Source organism: Streptomyces sp. NRRL S-337 (assembly GCF_000720175.1).
Classification (GTDB): domain Bacteria; phylum Actinomycetota; class Actinomycetes; order Streptomycetales; family Streptomycetaceae; genus Streptomyces; species Streptomyces siderophoricus.
Genome location: NZ_JOIX01000027.1, coordinates 1 through 20,887 on the forward strand (window position 1 = coordinate 1; position 20,887 = coordinate 20,887).

Sequence of the window (20,887 nt, forward strand, 5' to 3'; positions counted from 1 at the left end):
ACTGGTCACACTTCCGCAGACGCAGCCAAGCCCGAGCCCGCCACTGCCACTACCAACGCCGAGGCCACAACCCCCACATGCGGTTGCAGTACTAGGGGGGAGTCGAACAGATCCCGTAGGGGTTGCGGGCGCCCCTGTGGGCCGACAACGGCGAGGTGGGCGGCGGTATTCCCCCGTGACGGCCGATATGGCCACGGCTCGCGATTCCCGCGTGAACGGCCGATATGGGCCACGGCTCGTGATTCCCGCGTGACGGCCGATATGGGCCACGGCTTGTGCGAGATCCGCAGTTACTTTCGGCCTCAAGTCTGCTGTCCGTTTCGTCTGCATATGCACGTAAACGTTGGCCGGATCTTGGTGTTGGAAAACTCACAGAGCCTCAACTGGGCGGGAGTTTTGGCCGAGAGCGGGAAGCCGATCTTCGGATTCGCTCTTACGATGGCGAAGTTTGTGCACGGCACGGGGGAAGACCAGGAGACCAGCACGTGAGCACGACGAAAAACCCGGGTGCGGAGCAGGGTTCGCACTCGCATTACCGTCGGTCCCTCGGGACCATCGCCCTGACCGCCACTGGTCTCGGGTCCATCATCGGCTCCGGCTGGCTCTTCGGGGCCGAGCGGGCCGCCGCCATCGCGGGACCGGCCGCGATCATCGCCTGGATCATCGGCGCGCTGGTCGCACTCACCATCGCCCTGACCTACTCCGAGCTCGGCGCGATGTTCCCGAAGGCCGGCGGCATGGTCCGTTACGGCCAGTACTCGCACGGCTCGCTCGCCGGCTACCTCGCCGCGTGGGCGAACTGGATCGCCATCGTTTCGGTCATCCCCGGCGAGGCCACCGCCTCGGTCCAGTACATGAGCTCGTGGGACTTCGGCTGGGCGCAGGCGCTCTACGACGGCAAGGAGCTGACCGGCACCGGCGTCGGGCTCGCCAGCATCCTGCTGATCTTCTACTTCTTCCTCAACTGGTTCGCGATCTCGCTGTTCGCGAAGACCAACACCGCGATCACGGTCTTCAAGGTCGTCGTCCCGGTGCTGACCGCCAGCGCCCTGATGCTGGCGCACTTCGACACCAGCAACATCGTGCACCACGGCGGCTTCACCCCCAACGGCTGGAGCTCGGTCTTCACCGCCGTCGCGGTCTCCGGCATCGTCTGGGCCTACAACGGCTTCCAGTCCCCGCTGAACCTCGCCGCCGAGGCCCGCAACCCCGGCAAGTCGCTGCCCAAGGCCGTGGTCTGGTCGATCATCATCGCGCTGGTCATCTACGTGGCGCTGCAGGTCGCGTTCCTGATGGCGGTCCCCGGCGACAAGCTGGGCGCCAACGGCGGCTGGGCCGGCCTCGGCTTCAACTCGCCGCTCGCCGACCTGGCCGTGGCCTGGGGCCTGAACTGGCTCGCGCTGCTGCTCTACGCGGACGCCTTCGTCTCGCCGTCCGGCACCGGCATGATCTACGCCGCCACCACCTCGCGCATGATCCAGGGCGTGCAGGAGAACGGCCACCTGCCCGGCGTCTTCGGCAAGGTGGACAAGAAGACCGGTGTGCCGCGCCCGGCGCTGCTGCTCAACCTCGTGATCGCGTTCCTCTTCCTCGCGGTCTTCCGCGGCTGGGGCTCGCTGGCCGAGATCGTCTCGGTCGCCACGGTCATCTCGTACATCACCGGCCCGGTCGCCGTGATGTCGCTGCGCCGGCTGTCGCCGGACCTCACGCGCCCGGTCAAGCTGCGCGCCATGCCGGTCATCGCACCGATCGCGATGATCTTCGGCTCGCTGGTCCTCTACTGGGGCCGCTGGCCGCTGACCGGCAAGGTCATCCTGATCATGGCCGTCGGCCTGCCCGTCTGGGCCTGGTACGAGATCGGCAAGCCGCTCACCCAGGGCCGCAAGCCGTGGGCCGGGCTGCTTCCGCACCTGAAGGCCGGCGCCTGGATGGTGGCGTACCTGCTGGTCATGGCGGCCGTGTCGTACCTGGGCGGCAAGGACTTCGGCGGCAAGGGCTACCTGCCCGAGGGCTGGGACATCCTCCTGGTCGCCGTGATCGCGCTCGCCTTCTACTACTGGGGCGTGCGCAGCTCCTGGCGCAACCCGTCCCTGGTGACGGTCGAGGACGAGCTCACCGCCGAGGCCCGGAGCCGCGCGGCGGACGAGACCGGAGAGGCCGATGGGACCGGAGCGGCCGAGGGGACCAAGGCGCCCGTCGGGGCGTAAGGGATCCCTCCCTCGGGGCGGCCCGCGCCGGGCCGCCCCTCCCTCCCGCCCGAACCCTTCGGGCCTCACCACGCCCGCCCGAGCCCTTCGGGCCCCACCGGCCACTCGCAGGCCGCCTCGGTACGCCGGGGCCCGCGGGTGGCCGGTTCGGTATCTCTTTGTGTAATTTCATATCCGGTGAGTAAAGGTCGGGCGTACGCTCGGGCATATGCGGATTGCGATTTCGGCATCAGCACATGAGGGGCGCGTCACGGCGCGCTGTCCGGCGGACGGAGGGGCGCAATGACCGACAACGGAGCCGTGCTGCCCTGGCTCGTCATCCGCCAGGACGAAGGCGGCAACCGGTATCGCGTGGGCCGTTATGCCACCCGAGCGGAGGCGGAGCGGGTGGCCGACCGGCTCGATACCCGGGGCAGCCGACGGCTCTACGTGGTCGAGAAGGCCGATCGCGCGACGACCTGAGGGACGCCGCGCAGAAGCGGGACGAGGACGGGGGACGTAGGCTGCCGCGCATGACGACGGTGCGCGTAGTGGTGGGCGGAGCGGTGTGCGAAGGCGGGCGGCTGCTGGCCGCCCGGCGCAGCGCACCGCCCGCGCTGGCCGGCCGCTGGGAGCTGCCGGGCGGCAAGGTCGAGGACGGCGAGACGCCCGAGCGGGCGCTGGAGCGCGAGCTGCGCGAGGAGCTCGGCGTCGAGACCGAGATCGGGGACCGCATCCCGGGGGAGTGGGTGCTGCGGCCCGGCTATGTCCTCCAGGTGTGGACGGCGCGGCTGGTGTCCGGGGCGCCGCGGCCGCTGCAGGACCACGACGAGCTGCGCTGGCTGCGGCCCGGGGAGGAAGAGCAGGTCGACTGGCTGGACCAGGACCGGCCGGCGGTCGCCGAGGCGATGCGACGGCTGGCCGCCACGGCCGCCGGGATACCGGGCGTACGCCGCTGAGCGGCCCGAGTCCGTGCCCGTACGCCGCTGAGCGGTCCGGGGTCGAGTCCGTGCCCGTACGTCGCTGAGCGGCCCGAGTCCGTGCCCGTGCGTCGCTGAGTGGTCCGGGGCCGTGCTGTTACGCCGTTGAGCGGCCCCCTGAGGGCGTGCGGTCGTCCGTGCGCCGGCCGCACGCCCGGCGCATCGTGGCCCCTCCGCCGCGCACGCACGACCGCCCACCAGGCATCCCCGCGTCACCGGAGTCATATGCGCTATTTGTGCCACAGTGCACGGTTGCGGGCGGTACTTCGCCGTCGATATCGGGTATGTCCTGATTGAGCCCTTGAATGCGGTGTGATCCGACGGGGATGCCTCGGCTGGGATGTGATCGGCGTGAGCGACAGCGCAGCGGAAGGCGACCCGGCACCCGGCACCGGCCCCGCCCGCAAGCGCGGCAGGGTCACCGGTTCACCGATCGCCGAATGGAGCTTCCCGGCCGATCCGGGCGCCGTACGCACCGCCCGCACCGCCGTCCGCCGGGTGCTCAACGACTGGGGCCTGAACGGCGCCGCCGACATGGCCGTACTCCTCGTCAGCGAGCTCGTCACCAACTCCCTGCGCCATGCCACCGGACCGATCGGGGTGCGCATGGTCCTGCTGAGCGCCGGCGAGCTGCTGGTCGAGGTCTCCGATCCGCTGCCCGACCCGCCGCAGGAGCGCACCGCCGCCCCCGACGACGAGGGGGGACGCGGATTGCAGCTGGTCGCCTGCAGTTCGCGGCGCTGGGGGACCCGGCGCGGAAAGAGTGGCAAGACAGTGTGGTTCGAGCTGTCGGTGGCTGGTTAGGAGACAGGTGGGGTCCTGATCGTTGCCATTTCATCGACATATTGTCGATGGCCTGCGATCGAGACTGTGCTGTGATCGTGAAGACCGTGTTCCGGATAGCCGAGGTACTGGATACTCAGGTTGGTCCGGTCCGGGCACGATGAGCTGGAGGGGACGGGGCTCGTGAGCGAGATGACATCTGGCGGGGCAGAACCCGCGCAGGCCGACGGTCAGGGCGGTGCGGACGGCCCCGGTGACCCAGGTGCCCGTTCGCACGCGCGCGAACCGCAGGGCCCGCCCGTCTGGCAGAGCAGCCGCCCCGGATCGATCTACGACTACATCCGGGTGGCCTCCTTCTCCCTCGGACCCGACGGCCGCATCGACCAGTGGAGCGAGCGCGCCGAGCAGATGCTGGGCATCCCCGCCCGCTACGCCCTCGGCAAGGACCCCGTAACGGCCTTCGTACCCAGCGAGTTGCGGGAAACCGGCCGCCGCAAGGTCTCCGAGATACTCGACGGCCGGGAGTGGACCGGCCTGGTGCCCTACCGCCGGAACGAGGACGGACCGGCCGACGGGCTCGCCGAGATCTACGTCATGCCCTCCCGCACCGAAGAGGGTGAACGCGCCGCGGTCTGCGTCGTGGTGGACGTCCGGGCCCTGCGCGGCATCGAGACCGACCTCGCCGCCTCGCAGGCCGTTTTCGGTCAATCTCCCATGGGCTTCACCCTGTTCGGCACGGACCTGAAGCTGCTGCGCGTCAACGAACGCTTCGCCACGGTCTTCGGCGGCCCGGCGAGCAAGTACCGCGGCTGCACCCCGCACGACTTCCTGCCCCGCCCCGAGGCCGAGCGGATGACCGTTGCACTGCGCCGCGTCCTGGACACCGGCGAACCGGTCACCGAGATGCAGCTGGTCGGCGCGGTGCCCGGCGAGGACGAGCGCCGCCGCTGGTCGATCTCGCTCTACCGGCTGCACGGCGCCAGCGGCCGCCCCATCGGCGTCGCCGCGCTCGCCGCCGACGTCACCGGCCGGCGCCGGGCCGAGCGCGAGGCCGCCAACGCCCGCCGCAACCTCGCCCTGCTGAACGAGGCCGGTGCCCGGATAGGCAACTCCCTCGACCTGGAGACCACCGCCCGCACCCTCCTCGACGTCGCCGTCCCGCAGTTCTGCGACCTGGCCTCCGTGGACCTCTACCAGGGCCTGCTGTCCGGCGACGAGGCCCCGCCCGGCACCAGCGACGGCAGCGCCGAGCTCCGCCGGGTCGCCTTCGCCAGCGCCGTCTCCGACGCCCCGCTCGCCGGGGCCCCCTGCTGCGAGCCGCCGGACGCACCCGGCCCGGTCGCGGTCGGCGCCGTCCACCGCTACCCGTTCAACTCCCCCTGCGCCGGCGCCCTGCGGACCGCCCAGGCGCAGATCATCCCCGGCCGGGAGAGCGACGACGGGCCGGAGCTGGGCGCCGTGGTGCACTCCACCCTCGCCGTCCCGATGGTCGCCCGGGACACCGTCGTGGGCCTGGTGCAGTTCTCCCGTACGAAGGGCAGCGAACCGTTCGGCGAACGCGACACCGCACTCGCCGTCGAACTCGCCGCGCGCGCCGCGGTCTGCATCGACAACGCCCGCCTCTACCGCCGCGAACACGAACGCGCCCTGATATTGCAGCGCAGTCTGCTCCCCCCGGGCGACCCGGAGGCGGCCGGCCTCGACATCGCCTGCCGCTACCTGCCCGGCACCACCGCCACCGAGGTCGGCGGCGACTGGTTCGACGTCATCGAACTCCCCGGGCACCGCACCGCGTTGGTCGTCGGCGACGTCATGGGCCGCGGACTGCGCGCCGCCGTGGCCATGGGCGAACTGCGCACCGCCGTACGCACCCTGGCGCTGCTGGACCTGGAACCGGCCGAGGTGCTCTCCGCACTCGACGAGATCGCCCGCGGGCTCGGCGGCAACGGCGACGGCCGGACCGAGGCCCGGGGCCCGCGCGGCCGTTCGGGCACCGCCGCCTCCGCCCCGGAGCCGAGGCGCTCCGCCCGCACCGCCGACCTCTCCGAGGTCTACCTCGCCACCTGCGTCTACGCCGTCTACGACCCGGTCACCCGGCGCGCCACGTTCGCCAACGCCGGGCACCTGCCGCCCGTGCTCGTCGAGGAGGGCGAGGACGCGCTGCTGCTCGACGTACCGCCGGGGATGCCGCTGGGGGTGGGCGGCGAACCGTTCGAGGAGATCGAGGTCGAGCTGCCGGACGGGGCGCTGCTCGCGCTGTACACCGACGGACTGGTCGAGTCCCGCGAACACCCCCTGGACGAGGGGCTGCAGGCGTTCCGCCGGGCGCTGTCGGGCGCCGACCGCCCGCTGGAGGACGCCTGCGACCACGTGCTCAGCGCCCTGGACACCTCGCACGGCGAGGACGACATCGCGCTGCTGATGGCGCGGGTGCACGGGCTGCCCAAGGACGCGGTGGGCGACTGGAGCCTCGCGCCGGAGGCCCGCTCGGTGGCCCGGGCCCGCGAACTGGCCCGCGACCAGCTGACGGACTGGGGCCTCGCGGGCCTGGTCGACACCACGGAACTGCTGGTCAGCGAGCTGGTCACCAATGCGCTCCGGCACGGCCACGGCGAGATCCGGCTGCGGCTGCTGCTGGACCGCACGCTGGTCTGTGAGGTCTGGGACGCCGACCTCGCCCAGCCGCGCCGCCGCCGTGCCCGTGACACCGACGAGGGCGGCCGCGGGCTGCAGCTCGTCGGTCTGCTGAGCGAGGGCTGGGGCAGCCGCCGTACGCCACGCGGCAAGACGGTCTGGTTCGAACTCGCCCTGCCCGACGGCGAGTCCACCGCACCCGACCCGACGGAGGCCTTGCTGAGCCTCTTCTGAGGCGGGTGTACACGGCCCCTCACGCCGTCCCCTCACACCGCCCCGTCAGGCCGCCCCCGTCGTACGCGTGCCGCCGCGCGTTCCGCCTCGTGGACGACGTGGGACGGGTCGACGTGGACCAGCCGGCCCCGGTGTTTGCGGAGGTGGCCGTCGACGAAGACCTCGCTGACGTTCGGCGGCTGGCCGTTGAGCACGATCTGGCTGGTCCAGTCGAAGCGCGGGGCGAAGTTGAGCGTGCCGGGGTCCAGGACGACGACGTCGGCGCGCTTGCCCGGTGTCAGCGACCCGACCCGGTCCGCCATGCCGAGGCACTCTGCGCCGCCCAGCGTCGCCATCCGCAGCACCGCCGGGATCGTCGGGTGGACCGACGCGTCCTCGTGCCGGGCCCGCTGGAGGCCGACCGCCGCCTTCATCACGTTGAACATGTCCGAGGTGTCGTTGGTGCCGCCGTCGTGCCCCAGCCCGGCCCGTACGCCGTGCCGGTGCAGGGCCGGCAGCGGCATGATGCCGGACGCCAGCCGCATGTTGCTGAGCGGGCAGTGGGCGACCCGGACGTCGTGTGCGCCGGTCAGCGCGATCTCCTCGTCGGTGAGGTGGATCGCGTGGTTCATCAGCAGGTCCGGGCCGAACGCACCGGCCTCGCGCAGCGAGCGGATCGGGTCGTGCTTGCGGTCGTCGCGGTGTTCCAGGACGTGCGAGTTGAGCATCACCCCGAGGTCCCGGGCGAGCTCGTGGAACTGCCGCAGCTCCTTGCGGGCGGACATCCCGGCGTGCACCGACACCTGCGCGGAGGCCAGCGGCAGCGGGTCCAGGGACGAGTTTCCCGCCGGCGTCCATGATCCGGGCGCCGCCGGGCGCGTCGAGCCTCCGGCCAACCGCGGCGATCGCGCCGTCCTGGAGCAGGACGTCGACGCCGTCCTCCAGTGTGCCCAGCGGGCCGTCGCCGAGTTCCGGGTCCATGGTCAGTACGAGGTCGGCGCCGCGCAGCAGGGTCGTCCGTCTGCCGCCCGGCGCCTCCGCCGGTCTTCCGGGACGCTCCCGGCCGCGCGCCGGTACCCCCGCCGCGGCCGCCAGCGGCACGCCGCCGATACCGGCGAGGACCCGCCGCCGGCTCGGTTTCGGAAGATTCATTCCGTTTTTATACCGCGTGGACGAGAGCGCGCCGGGAGGCGGGATCAAGCCATTTGATGCTCGTCAGTAAGCGGCTACGTAACGGCAGTTGGGTGGACATGTCGGGCCTGCGGGGCGGGCGGGTCCGGCCGTGCGGTGGTCATTCGGTGCGCCGCCGGATCTTGTTCCCGAGCCACACCAGCGGGTCGTACTTCCGGTCCGCTGCGCGTTCCTTGAGCGGGATCAGCGCATTGTCGGTGATCTTGATGTGCTCGGGGCAGACCTCGGTGCAGCACTTGGTGATGTTGCAGTAGCCCAGCCCGTGCTCGTCCTGCGCGGTGCGCTTGCGGTCGATGCCGGACTCCGGCGCCGCGTCCAGCGGATGCATGTCCAGCTCGGCGATCCGCATCAGGAACCGCGGACCGGCGAACGCCGCCTTGTTCTCCTCGTGGTCACGGACCACATGGCAGGTGTCCTGGCACAGGAAGCACTCGATGCACTTGCGGAACTCCTGCGAGCGGCCCACGTCCTCCTGCTGCATGCGGTACTCGCCCGGCCCCAGCTCCGGCGGCGGCACGAACGCCGGGATCTCCCGGGCCTTGGCGTAGTTGAAGGACACGTCGGTGACCAGGTCACGCACCACCGGGAACGCCCGCATCGGCGTCACCGTGATCGTCTCCGTACGCTCGAACACCGACATCCGGGTCATGCACATCAGCCGCGGCCGGCCGTTGATCTCCGCGCTGCACGAACCGCACTTGCCCGCCTTGCAGTTCCAGCGGACCGCGAGGTCCGGGGCCTGGGTGGCCTGCAGCCGGTGGATGATGTCGAGGACCACCTCGCCCTCGTGCACCTCGACCGTGAAGTCCGAAAGCGCCCCGCCGTCCGTGTCGCCCCGCCACACCCGGAAGTGCGCCTGGTAGGCGCCGGACGCTCCCGGCTGCTCCGCCACGTGCTGCGCTGTCTGCTGCTCGGTCACCGGGTCAGCTCCTCGTCGGTCAGGTACTTCGCCAGCTCGTCCTTCTCGAACAGCTCCAGCAGGTCGCGGCGGATCGGCGGGGTTTCCCGCCGGGCCAGCCGGATCTGGCCCAGCGACGGGTCCGCGGCCCGGGCGTCGCCCTGCGGATCGGCCAGTTCGCAGACGAGGTTGATGTTGCGCCAGCTCCGGTCCATCGCCGGGTGGTCGTCGCGGGTGTGCCCGCCGCGGCTCTCCTCGCGCTCCAGCGCCGCCCGCGCCACGCACTCGCTGACCAGCAGCATGTTCCGCAGGTCGATGGCCAGGTGCCAGCCCGGGTTGTACTGCCGGTGGCCCTCGACGCCGGCCCGCCGGGCCCGCACCCGCAGATCGGCCAGCCGCTTGAGCGCCTCGAACATCTCGCTCTCCTTGCGGATGATGCCGACCAGGTCGTTCATCGCCTGCTGGAGCTCCTGGTGCAGGGTGTACGGGTTCTCCGCCGGGCCGCGGTCGGCGGCGCCCTCCCGCTCCTCGCCCTCGGCGCTGAACGGACGGAGCGCCTCCGCCTCCGCCGCGTCGATCTGCAGCGGATCGGCCGCCGGCCGCGCGGTCAGCCCGGTCACGTACTCGGCCGCGTACAGACCCGCCCGGCGGCCGAAGACCAGCAGGTCGGAGAGGGAATTGCCGCCCAGGCGGTTGGAGCCGTGCATGCCGCCGGCCACCTCACCGGCGGCGAACAGCCCCGGTACGCCGGTCGCCGCCGCGGTGTCGGGGTCCACGTCCACCCCGCCCATCACGTAGTGGCAGGTCGGCCCGACCTCCATCGGCTCCGCCGTGATGTCGACGTCCGCCAGCTCCTTGAACTGGTGGTGCATCGACGGCAGCCGGCGCTTGATCACCTCGGCCGGCATCCGGGTCGAGACGTCCAGGAAGACGCCGCCGTGCGGGGAGCCGCGGCCCGCCTTGACCTCGGCGTTGATGGCCCGGGCGACCTCGTCGCGGGGCAGCAGCTCCGGCGGGCGGCGGTTGTGGTCCGGGTCCTCGTACCAGCGGTCGCCCTCGTCCTCGGTCTCGGCGTACTTCTCCTTGAAGACGTCCGGGATGTAGCCGAACATGAAGCGCTTGCCGTCGCTGTTGCGCAGCACGCCGCCGTCACCGCGCACCGATTCGGTGACCAGGATGCCCTTGACCGACGGCGGCCAGACCATGCCGGTCGGGTGGAACTGCACGAACTCCATGTTGATCAGGGGCGCCCCGGCCAGCAGCGCCAGCGCGTGCCCGTCGCCGGTGTACTCCCAGGAGTTCGACGTCACCTTGAAGGACTTGCCGATGCCTCCGGTGGCCAGCACCACCGCGGGCGCCTCCAGCACGAAGAACCGGCCGGACTCCCGCTCGTAGCAGAAGGTGCCGGACACCTTGCCGGAGCCCGTGGCGGAGCCGCTCTTCGACTCCGTGAGGACCCGGGTGACCGTGCACTCCTGGAAGACCTTCAGCCGGGCGTCGTACGCGCCGAACTCCTTCTCGTCCTCCTGCTGCAGCGAGACGATCTTCTGCTGGAGGGTGCGGATCAGCTCCAGGCCGGTGCGGTCGCCGACGTGCGCCAGGCGCGGGTACTCATGGCCGCCGAAGTTGCGCTGGGAGATCCGGCCGTCGGGCGTCCGGTCGAACAGCGCGCCCCAGGTCTCCAGTTCCCAGACCCGGTCCGGCGCCTCCCGGGCGTGCAGCTCGGCCATCCGCCAGTGGTTGAGGAACTTCCCGCCGCGCATGGTGTCGCGGAAGTGGACCTGCCAGTTGTCGTGCTCGTTGGCGTTGCCCATGCTGGCCGCGATACCGCCCTCGGCCATCACCGTATGGGCCTTGCCGAACAGGGACTTGCAGATCACGGCCGTCCGCATGCCTGCCTCGCGGGCCTCGATGGCGGCGCGCAGCCCGGCGCCGCCCGCGCCCACCACGACCACGTCCCATGTCTGCCGGTCCACATGCGCCATCGGGGGGCACAACCTTCCTTGGAGAACTGTCGTAGGAACAGGAGTTGTTGAGGGAGAGGGGAGGGGTACGGGTTCGAGGCGCGCCGCGTCAGAAGAAGCGCGGGTCCGCGAACGCCCCGCTGGCCAGCAGGAAGACGTAGAAGTCCGCCAGCGCCACGCTGATCAGCGACGACCAGGCGAGCAGCATGTGCCGCTCGTTGAGCTTGCCGATCCAGCCCCAGAGCCGGTAGCGCACCGGGTGCTTGGAGAAGTGCCGCAGCCGGCCGCCGACGATGTGCCGGCAGGAGTGGCAGGAGAGGGTGTACGCCCAGATCAGCACGATGTTGGCGAGGAACACCAGGCTGCCCAGGCCCATGTGGCCCCAGGCGTAGTGCTCGTCGCGGAAGGTGAGCACGGTGTCGTAGGTCAGCACGCCGGCCACCAGCACCGCGAAGTAGAAGAAGTAGCGGTGGATGTTCTGCAGGATCAGCGGGAACCGGGTCTCGCCGGTGTACTTCTTGTGCGGCTCGGCGACCGCACAGGCCGGCGGCGAGGCCCAGAAGCCCCGGTAGTAGGCCTTGCGGTAGTAGTAGCAGGTGAGCCGGAAGCCCAGCGGGAAGATCAGGATGAGCAGCGCGGGGGACAGGCCCCACCAGCTCCCGAAGATCTCCCAGTTGGGCCCGCCGCGCATGGTGTGGCAGTTCTCCGCCAGGCACGGCGAGTAGAACGGCGAGACGTAGGGCGCGCTGTAGTAGTCGGCGTTCGCGAACGCCCGCCAGGTCGAGTAGACGATGAACGCGAGCAGTCCCGCGGCGGTGGTGGCCGGTGCCAGCCACCAGCGGTCGGTCCGCAGATGGCGGGCCGGGATGGCGGCGCGCGACGGGGTGTGCACGCCGGTCGTGCCCGTTGGTGAGGTGGGTTCGGTGCCAGTGGCCAACGTCGGTCTCCGTGAAGGGCGCTCCGTCGGGGCGCGGCGGGGCGGGATGAGGGGCGGACGGGATGGTGCCCGGGGGGAGGTCTCCTCCTGCGGCTCGGTCCGTCAGGGGGCGTGCCCGTGTCTCGACCCGAGGCCCTCGTCGTCGGCGCCGGCCCACAGCGCGGAGTTGTAGGGCGCGTCGGAGATCGTGACCATCTCGGCCGCGACGGCCTGCCCGCGGGCGGCCGGTCCGCCGGCCGCGCTCTGCTTGAGCAGGGCGAGGCTCTGCCGCAGGTGGTCGGTGTCGCTCCGGACCCGGCGGATGTCCAGGCCGCCGCCGAGCCGCACCTCGAGTCTGCCCACCGACCGGACCAGGTCGTCCAGGTTGCGTTCAACCGCCGTCAATTCGTCCTGAAGGGACATAACGTGCCCTCACTTTTGAAGGTGTGCTGGGCGATCTCATGCGCCCGAGAGTGTCGCGCGTCACAGTAGGGCTTGGGAAGGGGTCCAACGCCACTACGACTCGAACCGGTGCGTTTCGGAACCCATGCGTCACGACGGGGGTCGAACGCCATTGCGGGAAACGGCGGAGGTCGCGCCCTGCGCGCCCCCCTTGAGCGCCGGCTCCCACTCCGCCGTACGGGCCTGATGTTGGCCCGGTCGGGTGGCCTTGGCGGGGCGGTCGCCGTGTCGGGATGCCGGTCCGTCTCCGGTCGCCTTCAGTAGGGATGCCATAGATGTGATGAGCCGCAAAGTCGGCCGAACGTGGTGCGCCGGTCAGCACCAGCGCGGTGCTCGGCGCGGCGCGGGCGAGCCCGGAGGTAACCGTCATGACCGACCACGACCACCCCTCAGGCCGCCGCACGGCGGGCCGCAGACGCCGCTGTGCCGCCCTCGTCGCGGCGGGGGTGCTGCTCCCCCTGCCAGCCCTGGCCGGATGCAGCAGCGACGACCGGGAGGCGTCCGCCGAGGCGTCCCAGGACATCGCCCCGGCGCCGCGCAGCGAGCTCAAGGACGGCGGCACCCTGCGCTGGGCCGTCGACGCGATGCCCGGCACCTTCAACGCCTTCCAGGCCGACGCCGACGCCACCACCGCCCGCATCACCGGCGCGGTGCTGCCCAGCATGTTCACCGTCGACGCCAACGGCACCCCGCAGCGCAACGCCGACTACCTCGACGCCGCCGACGTCAGCGCCCGCGACCCCAAGCAGGTCGTCACGTACAAGATCAATCCCAAGGCGCGGTGGAGCGACGGCAAGCCGATCACCGCCGCGGACTTCATCGCCCAGTGGACCGCGCTCCGCGGCAAGAACAACGCGTTCTGGACCGCCCGCAACGCCGGTTACGACCGGATCGGCAAGGTCGAACAGGGCGCCGGCGCCCACGAGGTCAAGGTCACCTTCGCCCGCCCCTACGCCGACTGGCGCTCACTGTTCACCCCGCTCTACCCGCGGAGCGTGATGGGCAACCCCAACGCCTTCAACGACGGGGTGCGCGAGCGGCTCGAGGTCGGCGCCGGCCCCTTCCTGGTGCAGAAGCGCGACGCCGACGAGGGGCGGGTCGTCCTGGTCCGCAACCCCTCGTGGTGGGGCGCCCGCGCCAAGCTGGCCAAGATCGTGCTGCAGGCGCTGCCGGCGGACAAGCGGGCCGCGGCACTGGCCGACGGCTCCATCGACGTCGCCGCGGTCGACCAGACCGCCGCCAAGCGGGTCGAGGCGGCCGGAAAGGCGGACGGCAACGCGGGCCCACAGCCCGGCCGGGCGGCCGGCTCCGGCACCAGGGCCGCCGCCGGGAGCAAGGCGCTGCGCCGCTACGTCATCCACAAGGCCCTGGAACCCGCCTACACCCAGCTCGCCCTCAACGGCAGCAGCGGCCCGCTGGCCGACGACCGGGTGCGCCGCGCGGTGGCCCGCGCCATCGACCGGCAGGCCCTCGCCGACACCGTACTGAAGCCGCTCGACCTGCCGTCCAAGCCGCTCGGCAGCCATCTGCTGATGGCCGGGCAGCCGGGCTACGAGGACCACAGCGACGCGCTCGGTGACCAGGATGCCGGCGCCGCCAAGGCGCTGCTCGCCGACGCCGGCTGGAAGCCCGACGGTGCCGGCCACCAGCAGGCCGGCGAGAAGGCCGGCGCCCCCGCGCCCGGCGGCTGGCTCGGCGCCCGCGACTACGGCGACGAGGACGAGGACGAGCGCTCCGACGACCGCGCGGACGACGGGGACGGCGACGAGGGGGGCTACGACCCGGACGCCGACGGTGCCGCCGACGGCCGCAACCCCGGCCGCCCGGTCCCCGCCCAGGCCGTCCGGCCCGCCAAGGGTGACCACGGGGAGGGCGCCCGGCCCGCCGCGGCAAAGGCCCCGCTGTCCTTCACCGGCGCGGTCGGCTCCGAGGTCCAGCAGGCCGCCCTGCTGCGGCAGAGCGCCGCCTTCTACAAGGACGCGGCCGCCGCCGAGAAGGAGGACTCCGACGGCGACACCGACTCCGACGCCTACGCCAAGTACAAGCGGTACAAGAAGAGCGCCGCACAGGCGCTGAGCGCCGCCGAGGTGATCGAGACCGGACAGGGCCACGACCTGCCCGGATCCGGCGGCCACCCCGGTGCCGAGCACGCCGCCGTCCCGCGCTCCTACGACGCCCCGCTCGCCGCCGCCCCGCCGGCCGGCGACAAGGCCGGCCGGCGAAACGGCGGCCTCGCCGTCAAGAAGGACGGCAAGCCGCTCACCCTGCGCTTCGTGCTCCCCGACGGCGCGGCCTCCGAGCAGCTGCGCACCGTGGGCAGCCGGATCGCCGCGATGCTTGCCAAGATCGGCGTGCAGACCTCCCTCCAGCGGGTCTCCGACGCCAGCTACTTCCAGGACCACGTGGCCTCCGGCGACTACGACCTGGCGCTGTACTCCTGGCCCGGCACCGCCTACCCGGCCACCGACGCCCGGCCGATCTACGCCAAGCCGCAGCCCGCGCCGGACGGCTCGCTGACCGTCGAGCAGAACTACACCCGGGTCGGCACCGACCACATCGACCAGCTCTTCGACCAGGCCGCCTCCGAGCTGGACGAGGACTCCGCGCGCACGCTCGTGGAGCAGGCCGACGCCCGGATCTGGGCCGCCGCCGGCTCGATCCCGCTCTACCAGCGGCCCGAGCTGGTGGCCACGAAGAAGTCGCTCGCCAACGTCGGCGCCTTCGGCTTCGCCACTCCGCGCTTCCAGGACATCGGCTACCGGAAATAAGACCCGGGAAGACCCCGGACAGACCCCGCGCAACCCCTCTTTTCGAAAGGGAAGCGCAGGTCAGCGGTGCTGTGTACGGGCTGGGGCGGCCTTTGTCGCCCCAGCCCCGTACCATGGGGTGAGGCCGTGGCGTCTTCATGCCCGGCGGGCGCGCGTACCGGTCCGTACGCGCTGCCATCCACGATTCCGGGAGAAGCACCGCTAGTGCCCACGCGCCACGACATTCGTAATGTAGCCATCGTCGCCCACGTCGACCACGGCAAGACGACCCTCGTCGACGCCATGCTGAAGCAGGCCGGCGCGTTCGCCGAGCACGCCGCCGAGAAGCTCGACGACCGGATGATGGACTCCAACGACCTGGAGCGTGAGAAGGGCATCACGATCCTCGCCAAGAACACGGCGGTGAAGTATCACCCCAAGGACGGCGGGGAGCCCATCACGATCAACATCATCGACACCCCCGGCCACGCCGACTTCGGCGGTGAGGTCGAGCGCGGCCTGTCGATGGTCGACGCGGTCGTCCTGCTGGTCGACGCCTCCGAGGGTCCGCTGCCGCAGACCCGCTTCGTGCTCCGCAAGGCCCTCGCGGCCCGGATGCCGGTCATCCTGTGCATCAACAAGACCGACCGCCCGGACTCCCGCATCGACGAGGTCGTCAACGAGACCTACGACCTCTTCCTCGACCTCGACGCGGACGAGGACCAGATCGAGTTCCCGATCGTCTACGCCTGCGCCCGGGACGGCGTCGCCTCGCTGACCAAGCCGGAGGACGGCACGGTCCCGGCCGACAGCACCAACCTGGAGCCGTTCTTCACCACGCTGCTGGAGCACGTCCCCGCGCCCGAGTACGACGAGACCGCCCCGCTGCAGGCGCACGTCACCAACCTCGACGCGGACAACTTCCTCGGCCGCATCGCGCTGCTCCGCGTCGAGCAGGGCGAGCTGCGCAAGGGCCAGAACGTCGCCTGGATCAAGCGCGACGGCTCGATCTCCAACGTCCGCATCACCGAGCTGATGATGACCGAGGCGCTCACCCGCAAGCCCGCCGAGAAGGCCGGCCCGGGCGACATCTGCGCGGTCGCCGGTATCCCCGACATCATGATCGGCGAGACGCTGGCCGACCCGGAGAACCCGATCGCGCTGCCGCTGATCACGGTCGACGAGCCCGCGATCTCCATGACCATCGGTACGAACACCTCGCCGCTGGTCGGCCGCGGCGGCACGGGCAAGGGCGCGGACGCCAAGGCCGCGGTCAAGGACCGCAAGGTCACCGCCCGCCAGGTCAAGGACCGTCTGGAGCGCGAGCTGATCGGTAACGTCTCGCTGCGCGTGCTGGACACCGAGCGCCCCGACGCCTGGGAGGTGCAGGGCCGCGGTGAGCTGGCGCTGGCCATCCTGGTCGAGCAGATGCGCCGCGAGGGCTTCGAGATGACCATCGGCAAGCCGCAGGTCGTCACCAAGCAGGTCGACGGCAAGACCTACGAGCCCGTCGAGCGCATGACCATCGACGTGCCCGAGGAGCACATGGGCGCCGTCACCCAGCTCATGGGTGTCCGCAAGGGCCGAATGGACAACATGTCCAACCACGGCTCGGGCTGGGTCCGGATGGAGTTCGTCGTCCCGTCCCGCGGTCTGATCGGCTTCCGTACGGAGTTCCTCACCAACACCCGCGGCACCGGTATCGCGCACTCCATCCACGAGGGTCACGAGCCGTGGTTCGGCACGCTGACCACCCGTAACAACGGCTCCCTGGTGGCCGACCGCGCCGGTTCCGTCACCGCCTTCGCGATGACGAACCTCCAGGAGCGCGGTGTGCTCTTCACCGACCCGGGCACCGAGGTGTACGAGGGCATGATCGTCGGCGAGAACTCCCGCGCCGACGACATGGACGTCAACATCACCAAGGAGAAGAAGCTCACCAACATGCGCTCCTCCTCCGCCGACTCCTTCGAGGCGATCGTGCCGCCGCGCAAGCTGTCGCTGGAGCAGTCCCTGGAGTTCTGCCGCGACGACGAGTGCGTCGAGGTGACCCCGGAGGCCGTGCGCATCCGCAAGGTCGTCCTGGACCAGAAGGAGCGCGGCCGCACCGCGTCGCGCGCGAAGCGCTGAGGTCCACTCCCCACGTACTCGGGCGCAGCGCCGCGGCCCCTCCCGTGAGTGGGTGAATTGAGGCCGGTGGGGGTGCACGTGATCATTCACGTGCACCCCCACCGGCCTTTTCGCTTTCCCACTACGGAAGAGGGTGGCCAATCGGAGTAGCGATGGCCGCCGCTGACGTGCGGTACGTCCCGGTTTGCGATCTCATGTGCCTAGGCTTGATCGCGGACCTGAGGAGGCGTCATGCGGGTGGTGCGTGCACGCGCCGGCGCCCTCCTCGCGGCCGTCGCGCTGGCGGCCACGGCCTGTGGCGGCGGAAGCGCCGGCCAGGCCGGTGTGGTCAGCGCTTCCTGGGGGGATCCGCAGAACCCGCTGGAGCCGGCGAACACCAATGAGGTCCAGGGCGGGAAGGTCCTGGAAATGCTGTTCCGGGGGCTCAAGCGCTACAACCCGACGACCGGCGCGGCGGAGAACGTGCTCGCGGAGCGGATCGAGACGGCGGATTCGCAGAACTTCACGGTGACCCTGAAACCGGGCTGGACCTTCAGCAACGGGGAGAAGGTCACCGCCAAGTCCTTTGTCGACGCCTGGAATTACGGCGCGTTCATCGGCAACAGGCAGAAGAACGCGCCGTTCTTCCAGTACATCGACGGCTTCGACCGGGTGCACCCGGAGAACGGGAAGCCCACCGCCCGGACGCTGTCCGGGCTGGTGGTCAAGGACGACAAGACCTTCACCGTCCGGCTGAACCAGAAATTCTCCAGCTGGCCGGACACCCTTGGCTATTCCGCGTTCATGCCGCTGCCCCGGGCGTTCTTCAGCGACCACGACGGCTGGCTGCAAAAACCGGTGGGGAACGGGCCGTATCTGGTGGACTCCTACGAGAAGGGGTCCGTGCTGCGGATGCGGAAATGGCAGAAGTACCCGGGCAGTGATCCGGCGCGCAACGGGGGGATCGATCTCCGGGTCTACACGGACAACAACACCGCCTATACGGATCTGCAGGCGGGGAATCTGGACCTGGTGGACGATGTGCCGGCCGCGCAGCTGCGGCATGTGAAATCGGACCTGGGTGGCCGCTATATCAACCAGCCGGCCGGGATCATTCAGACGCTCACCTTTCCGATGTACCGGAAGGAATGGTCGCGGCCGGGATCGGACAAGGTCCGGCGGGGATTGTCGATGGCCATCGACCGGAAGCAGATCACCAAGGAGATCTTCGAGAACACCCGCACCCCGGCGACCGACTGGACCTCGCCCGTGCTGGGCGCGGACGGCGGCTACCGGGCCGGGCTGTGCGGTGCGGCCTGCGAGTTCGACCCGGTGAAGGCGCGGCAGCTGATCAAGGAGGGCGGGGGGCTGCCGGGCGGCCGGATGACCCTCGCGTACAACGCGGACACCGGGTCGCACAAGGACTGGATCGACGCGATCTGCAACAGCATCAACCGTTCACTGGGCAACGACCGGGCCTGTGTGGGCGATCCGGTCGGGACGTTCGCCGACTTCCGGAACAAGATTTCGGCACAGGCGATGAACGGGCCGTTCCGGGCCGGCTGGCAGATGGACTACCCGCTGATCCAGAACTTCCTGCAGCCGCTGTACTACACCAACGGCTCCGCGAACGACGGAAAGTTCAGCGACAAGCGGTTCGACAAGCTGGTGAACGAGGCGAACGCCGCGACGGACCGGGCGAAGGCCGTGGCGACCTTCCAGGACGCGGAGAAGATCCTCGCGCAGCAGATGCCGGCGATCCCGCTGTGGTACCAGAACGGCAGCGGCGGCTATTCGGAACGGATCAGCCATGTCTCGCTGAATCCGTTCAGCGTGCCGGTCTACAACGCCATCACGGTCAACTGACAGGACGAGAGAGGCGGGGCGCGCATGGGACGTTATGTGGTCCGGCGGCTGCTGCAGATGATCCCGGTGTTCATCGGCAGCACCTTCCTCATCTTCTTCATGGTGTACGCCCTGGGCGACCCGGTCGCGGCGATGTTCGGCGACCGGGCGCCGGACCCCGCCACCGCCGCGCAGATCCGCCGCGACCTCTATCTCGACCAGCCACTGGGAAAGCAGTACCTGCACTACATGGGCCAGATCTTCCAGGGGAATTTCGGCACCGCGTTCAACGGGCAGTCGGTCACCGAACTCATGGCGTCCGCCTTTCCCGTGACGCTCCGGCTGACCCTGATCGCCATCGTGCTGGAAATGCTCGTGGGCATCACGCTGGGGGTGTTCAGCGGGCTGCGGCGCGGCCGGGGCATCGACACCAGCGTGCTGCTGCTGTCGCTGGTCGTGGTGTCCGTCCCGACGTTCGTCAGCGGCTATCTGCTGCAGTTCGTGTTCGGCGTGCGCTGGGCCTGGGCGGCGCCGTCCGTATCCCCGGAGGCACCGCTGAACGAACTGCTGCTGCCCGGACTGGTGCTGGCCCTGGTCTCGCTCGCCTACGTGACCCGGCTGACCCGTACCTCCATCGCCGAGAACGTCCGCGCCGACTACGTCCGCACCGCGCTCGCCAAGGGCCTGCCCCGGCACCGCGTCATCACCCGCCACCTGCTGCGCAATTCGCTGATCCCGGTCGTCACCTTCATCGGCACCGACATCGGCGCCCTGATGGGCGGCGCGATCGTCACCGAGCGGATCTTCAACATCCACGGCGTCGGATTCCAGCTCTACCAGGGCATCCTGCGGCAGAACTCGCCGACCGTGGTGGGCTTCGTGACGATCCTGGTCCTGGTCTTCCTGCTCGCCAACCTCCTCGTCGACCTGCTGTACGCCGTCCTCGACCCGAGGATCCGCTATGCCTGAGTCCTACGTCCCCAAGGAAGCCATCGGCCACGGCGACGGCGGTACCGCCGCGCTGGCCATCGGCGAGGCGGAGTCGCTGGAGCGCCGGCCGTCCGCCGCACCGCCGTCCGCCGGCCCGCCCGGCGCCCCCGTCGGTAAACCCCGCAGCCTGTGGAGCGACGCCTGGCACGATCTGCGCCGCAACCCGGTCTTCGTGCTCTCCGCGCTGGTCATCGTCTTCCTGGTGGTCATCGCGATCTGGCCGCAGCTGATCGCCACCGGCAACCCGTACCGCGCCGACCTCGCCAAGGCGCAGCAGGGCTCCCAGCCCGGCCACCCGTTCGGCTTCGACACCCAGGGCCGGGACGTCTACACCCGGGTGGTCTACGGCGCCCGGGCCTCCATCACCGTCGGCGTCTGCGCCACCACCGGCGCGGCGCTGCTCGGCAGCCTGCTCGGCGGGCTGGCCGGGTTCTTCGGCGGCTGGGGCGACACCCTGCTCTCCCGGCTCGCCGACATCTTCTTCGGCATCCCGGTGATCCTCGGCGGACTGGTCTTCCTCTCCGTCGTCACCAGCACCACCGTTTGGCCGGTGGTCGGCTTCATCGTGCTGCTCGGCTGGCCGCAGGTCTCCCGGATCGCCCGCGGCTCGGTCGTCACCGCGAAGCAGAACGATTACGTACAGGCCGCGCGGGCGCTGGGTGCCGGCAACGGGCGGCTGCTGCTGCGGCACATCGCGCCCAACGCGGTGGCGCCGGTCATCGTCGTCGCCACCATCGCGCTCGGTACGTACATCGCGCTGGAGGCGACGCTGTCCTACCTGGGCGCGGGCCTGAAGCCGCCGACCGTCTCCTGGGGCATCGACATCTCCACGGCCTCCACCTACATCCGCAGCGCCCCGCACATGCTGCTGTGGCCCGCCGGCGCGCTGAGCATCACCGTCCTGGCCTTCATCATGCTCGGCGACGCGGTCCGCGACGCCCTCGACCCCAAGCTGCGCTGAGGAGACGG

The 20,887-nt window shown here is 70.7% G+C and carries 15 protein-coding genes; 10 read left to right on the forward strand and 5 right to left on the reverse strand.

Annotated elements, in window-relative coordinates:
- Nucleotides 1-485 precede the first annotated feature (485 nt).
- From IG62_RS0120190 to IG62_RS0120210, 5 genes are all read left to right on the forward strand, one after another.
- Entirely contained in the window at nt 486-2,207 is a 1,722-nt protein-coding gene (locus IG62_RS0120190; RefSeq protein WP_030804796.1) for an APC family permease, read from the forward strand.
- Nucleotides 2,208-2,489: 282 nt separating this feature from the next.
- Complete coding sequence (locus tag IG62_RS0120195; RefSeq protein ID WP_030804798.1) at nt 2,490-2,669, forward strand: SPOR domain-containing protein; 180 nt, start codon at nt 2,490-2,492, stop codon at nt 2,667-2,669.
- A gap of 50 nt (nt 2,670-2,719) precedes the next feature.
- Nucleotides 2,720-3,145: a (deoxy)nucleoside triphosphate pyrophosphohydrolase gene (locus tag IG62_RS0120200; RefSeq protein WP_199812501.1), complete on the forward strand. Its 426-nt coding sequence runs from the start codon at nt 2,720-2,722 to the stop codon at nt 3,143-3,145.
- Nucleotides 3,146-3,508: 363 nt separating this feature from the next.
- Nucleotides 3,509-3,970, forward strand: coding sequence for an ATP-binding protein (locus tag IG62_RS0120205; protein WP_030804805.1), 462 nt, complete (start codon nt 3,509-3,511; stop codon nt 3,968-3,970).
- Nucleotides 3,971-4,141: 171 nt separating this feature from the next.
- Nucleotides 4,142-6,817, forward strand: a complete 2,676-nt coding sequence (locus IG62_RS0120210; protein WP_234326640.1) for a SpoIIE family protein phosphatase — start codon at nt 4,142-4,144, stop codon at nt 6,815-6,817.
- 32 nt (nt 6,818-6,849) lie between these two features.
- Here IG62_RS0120210 and IG62_RS43285 read toward each other — a convergent pair whose 3' ends face one another.
- The 5 genes from IG62_RS43285 to IG62_RS0120235 form a co-directional block, all read right to left on the reverse strand.
- Entirely contained in the window at nt 6,850-7,581 is a 732-nt protein-coding gene (locus IG62_RS43285; protein WP_234326635.1) for an amidohydrolase family protein, read from the reverse strand.
- Between the two features lie 506 nt (nt 7,582-8,087).
- Nucleotides 8,088-8,906 carry a succinate dehydrogenase/fumarate reductase iron-sulfur subunit gene (locus tag IG62_RS0120220; protein WP_420711085.1) on the reverse strand — a complete coding sequence of 273 codons (819 nt, stop codon included), beginning with the start codon at nt 8,904-8,906 and terminating at the stop codon, nt 8,088-8,090.
- Nucleotides 8,903-10,870 carry a fumarate reductase/succinate dehydrogenase flavoprotein subunit gene (locus IG62_RS0120225; RefSeq protein ID WP_030804814.1) on the reverse strand — a complete coding sequence of 656 codons (1,968 nt, stop codon included), beginning with the start codon at nt 10,868-10,870 and terminating at the stop codon, nt 8,903-8,905. The genes IG62_RS0120220 and IG62_RS0120225 overlap by 4 nt, the downstream gene beginning before the upstream one ends.
- An 88-nt stretch (nt 10,871-10,958) precedes the next feature.
- Nucleotides 10,959-11,786: a hypothetical protein gene (locus tag IG62_RS0120230; RefSeq protein WP_030804817.1), complete on the reverse strand. Its 828-nt coding sequence runs from the start codon at nt 11,784-11,786 to the stop codon at nt 10,959-10,961.
- Nucleotides 11,787-11,888: 102 nt separating this feature from the next.
- The gene (locus IG62_RS0120235; RefSeq protein WP_030804820.1) at nt 11,889-12,188 is read right to left on the reverse strand and encodes a hypothetical protein; all 300 of its coding nucleotides are present in this window, start codon (nt 12,186-12,188) and stop codon (nt 11,889-11,891) included.
- A 407-nt stretch (nt 12,189-12,595) separates the two neighbouring features.
- On the opposite strand from IG62_RS0120235, the gene IG62_RS0120240 reads away from it, so the two are divergent.
- The 5 genes from IG62_RS0120240 to IG62_RS0120260 all read left to right on the forward strand — a co-directional run bounded on the left by IG62_RS0120240 (nt 12,596) and on the right by IG62_RS0120260 (nt 20,879).
- Nucleotides 12,596-14,995: an ABC transporter family substrate-binding protein gene (locus IG62_RS0120240; RefSeq protein ID WP_030804823.1), complete on the forward strand. Its 2,400-nt coding sequence runs from the start codon at nt 12,596-12,598 to the stop codon at nt 14,993-14,995.
- A 204-nt stretch (nt 14,996-15,199) separates the two neighbouring features.
- Entirely contained in the window at nt 15,200-17,104 is a 1,905-nt protein-coding gene (gene typA, locus IG62_RS0120245) for a translational GTPase TypA (RefSeq protein ID WP_030804826.1), read from the forward strand.
- A 231-nt stretch (nt 17,105-17,335) separates the two neighbouring features.
- Complete coding sequence (locus IG62_RS0120250) at nt 17,336-18,949, forward strand: peptide ABC transporter substrate-binding protein (RefSeq protein WP_030804829.1); 1,614 nt, start codon at nt 17,336-17,338, stop codon at nt 18,947-18,949.
- Between the two features lie 24 nt (nt 18,950-18,973).
- Nucleotides 18,974-19,897: an ABC transporter permease gene (locus IG62_RS0120255; RefSeq protein ID WP_030804832.1), complete on the forward strand. Its 924-nt coding sequence runs from the start codon at nt 18,974-18,976 to the stop codon at nt 19,895-19,897.
- Nucleotides 19,890-20,879, forward strand: coding sequence for an ABC transporter permease (locus IG62_RS0120260; RefSeq protein ID WP_030804835.1), 990 nt, complete (start codon nt 19,890-19,892; stop codon nt 20,877-20,879). The genes IG62_RS0120255 and IG62_RS0120260 overlap by 8 nt, the downstream gene beginning before the upstream one ends.
- The last annotated feature ends 8 nt before the right edge of the window (nt 20,880-20,887 follow it).

Bases quoted from the DNA above. Each gene is read 5' to 3' on its own strand.
- IG62_RS0120195 (WP_030804798.1), top strand. From the start codon at position 2,490: ATGACCGACAACGGAGCCGTGCTGCCCTGGCTCGTCATCCGCCAGGAC.
- IG62_RS0120200 (WP_199812501.1), top strand. From the start codon at position 2,720: ATGACGACGGTGCGCGTAGTGGTGGGCGGAGCGGTGTGCGAAGGCGGG.
- IG62_RS0120210 (WP_234326640.1), top strand. From the start codon at position 4,142: ATGACATCTGGCGGGGCAGAACCCGCGCAGGCCGACGGTCAGGGCGGT.
- IG62_RS43285 (WP_234326635.1), bottom strand. From the start codon at position 7,581: ATGTCCGCCCGCAAGGAGCTGCGGCAGTTCCACGAGCTCGCCCGGGAC.
- IG62_RS0120225 (WP_030804814.1), bottom strand. From the start codon at position 10,870: ATGGCGCATGTGGACCGGCAGACATGGGACGTGGTCGTGGTGGGCGCG.
- IG62_RS0120235 (WP_030804820.1), bottom strand. From the start codon at position 12,188: ATGTCCCTTCAGGACGAATTGACGGCGGTTGAACGCAACCTGGACGAC.
- IG62_RS0120240 (WP_030804823.1), top strand. From the start codon at position 12,596: ATGACCGACCACGACCACCCCTCAGGCCGCCGCACGGCGGGCCGCAGA.
- IG62_RS0120250 (WP_030804829.1), top strand. From the start codon at position 17,336: ATGCGGGTGGTGCGTGCACGCGCCGGCGCCCTCCTCGCGGCCGTCGCG.
- IG62_RS0120255 (WP_030804832.1), top strand. From the start codon at position 18,974: ATGGGACGTTATGTGGTCCGGCGGCTGCTGCAGATGATCCCGGTGTTC.
- IG62_RS0120260 (WP_030804835.1), top strand. From the start codon at position 19,890: ATGCCTGAGTCCTACGTCCCCAAGGAAGCCATCGGCCACGGCGACGGC.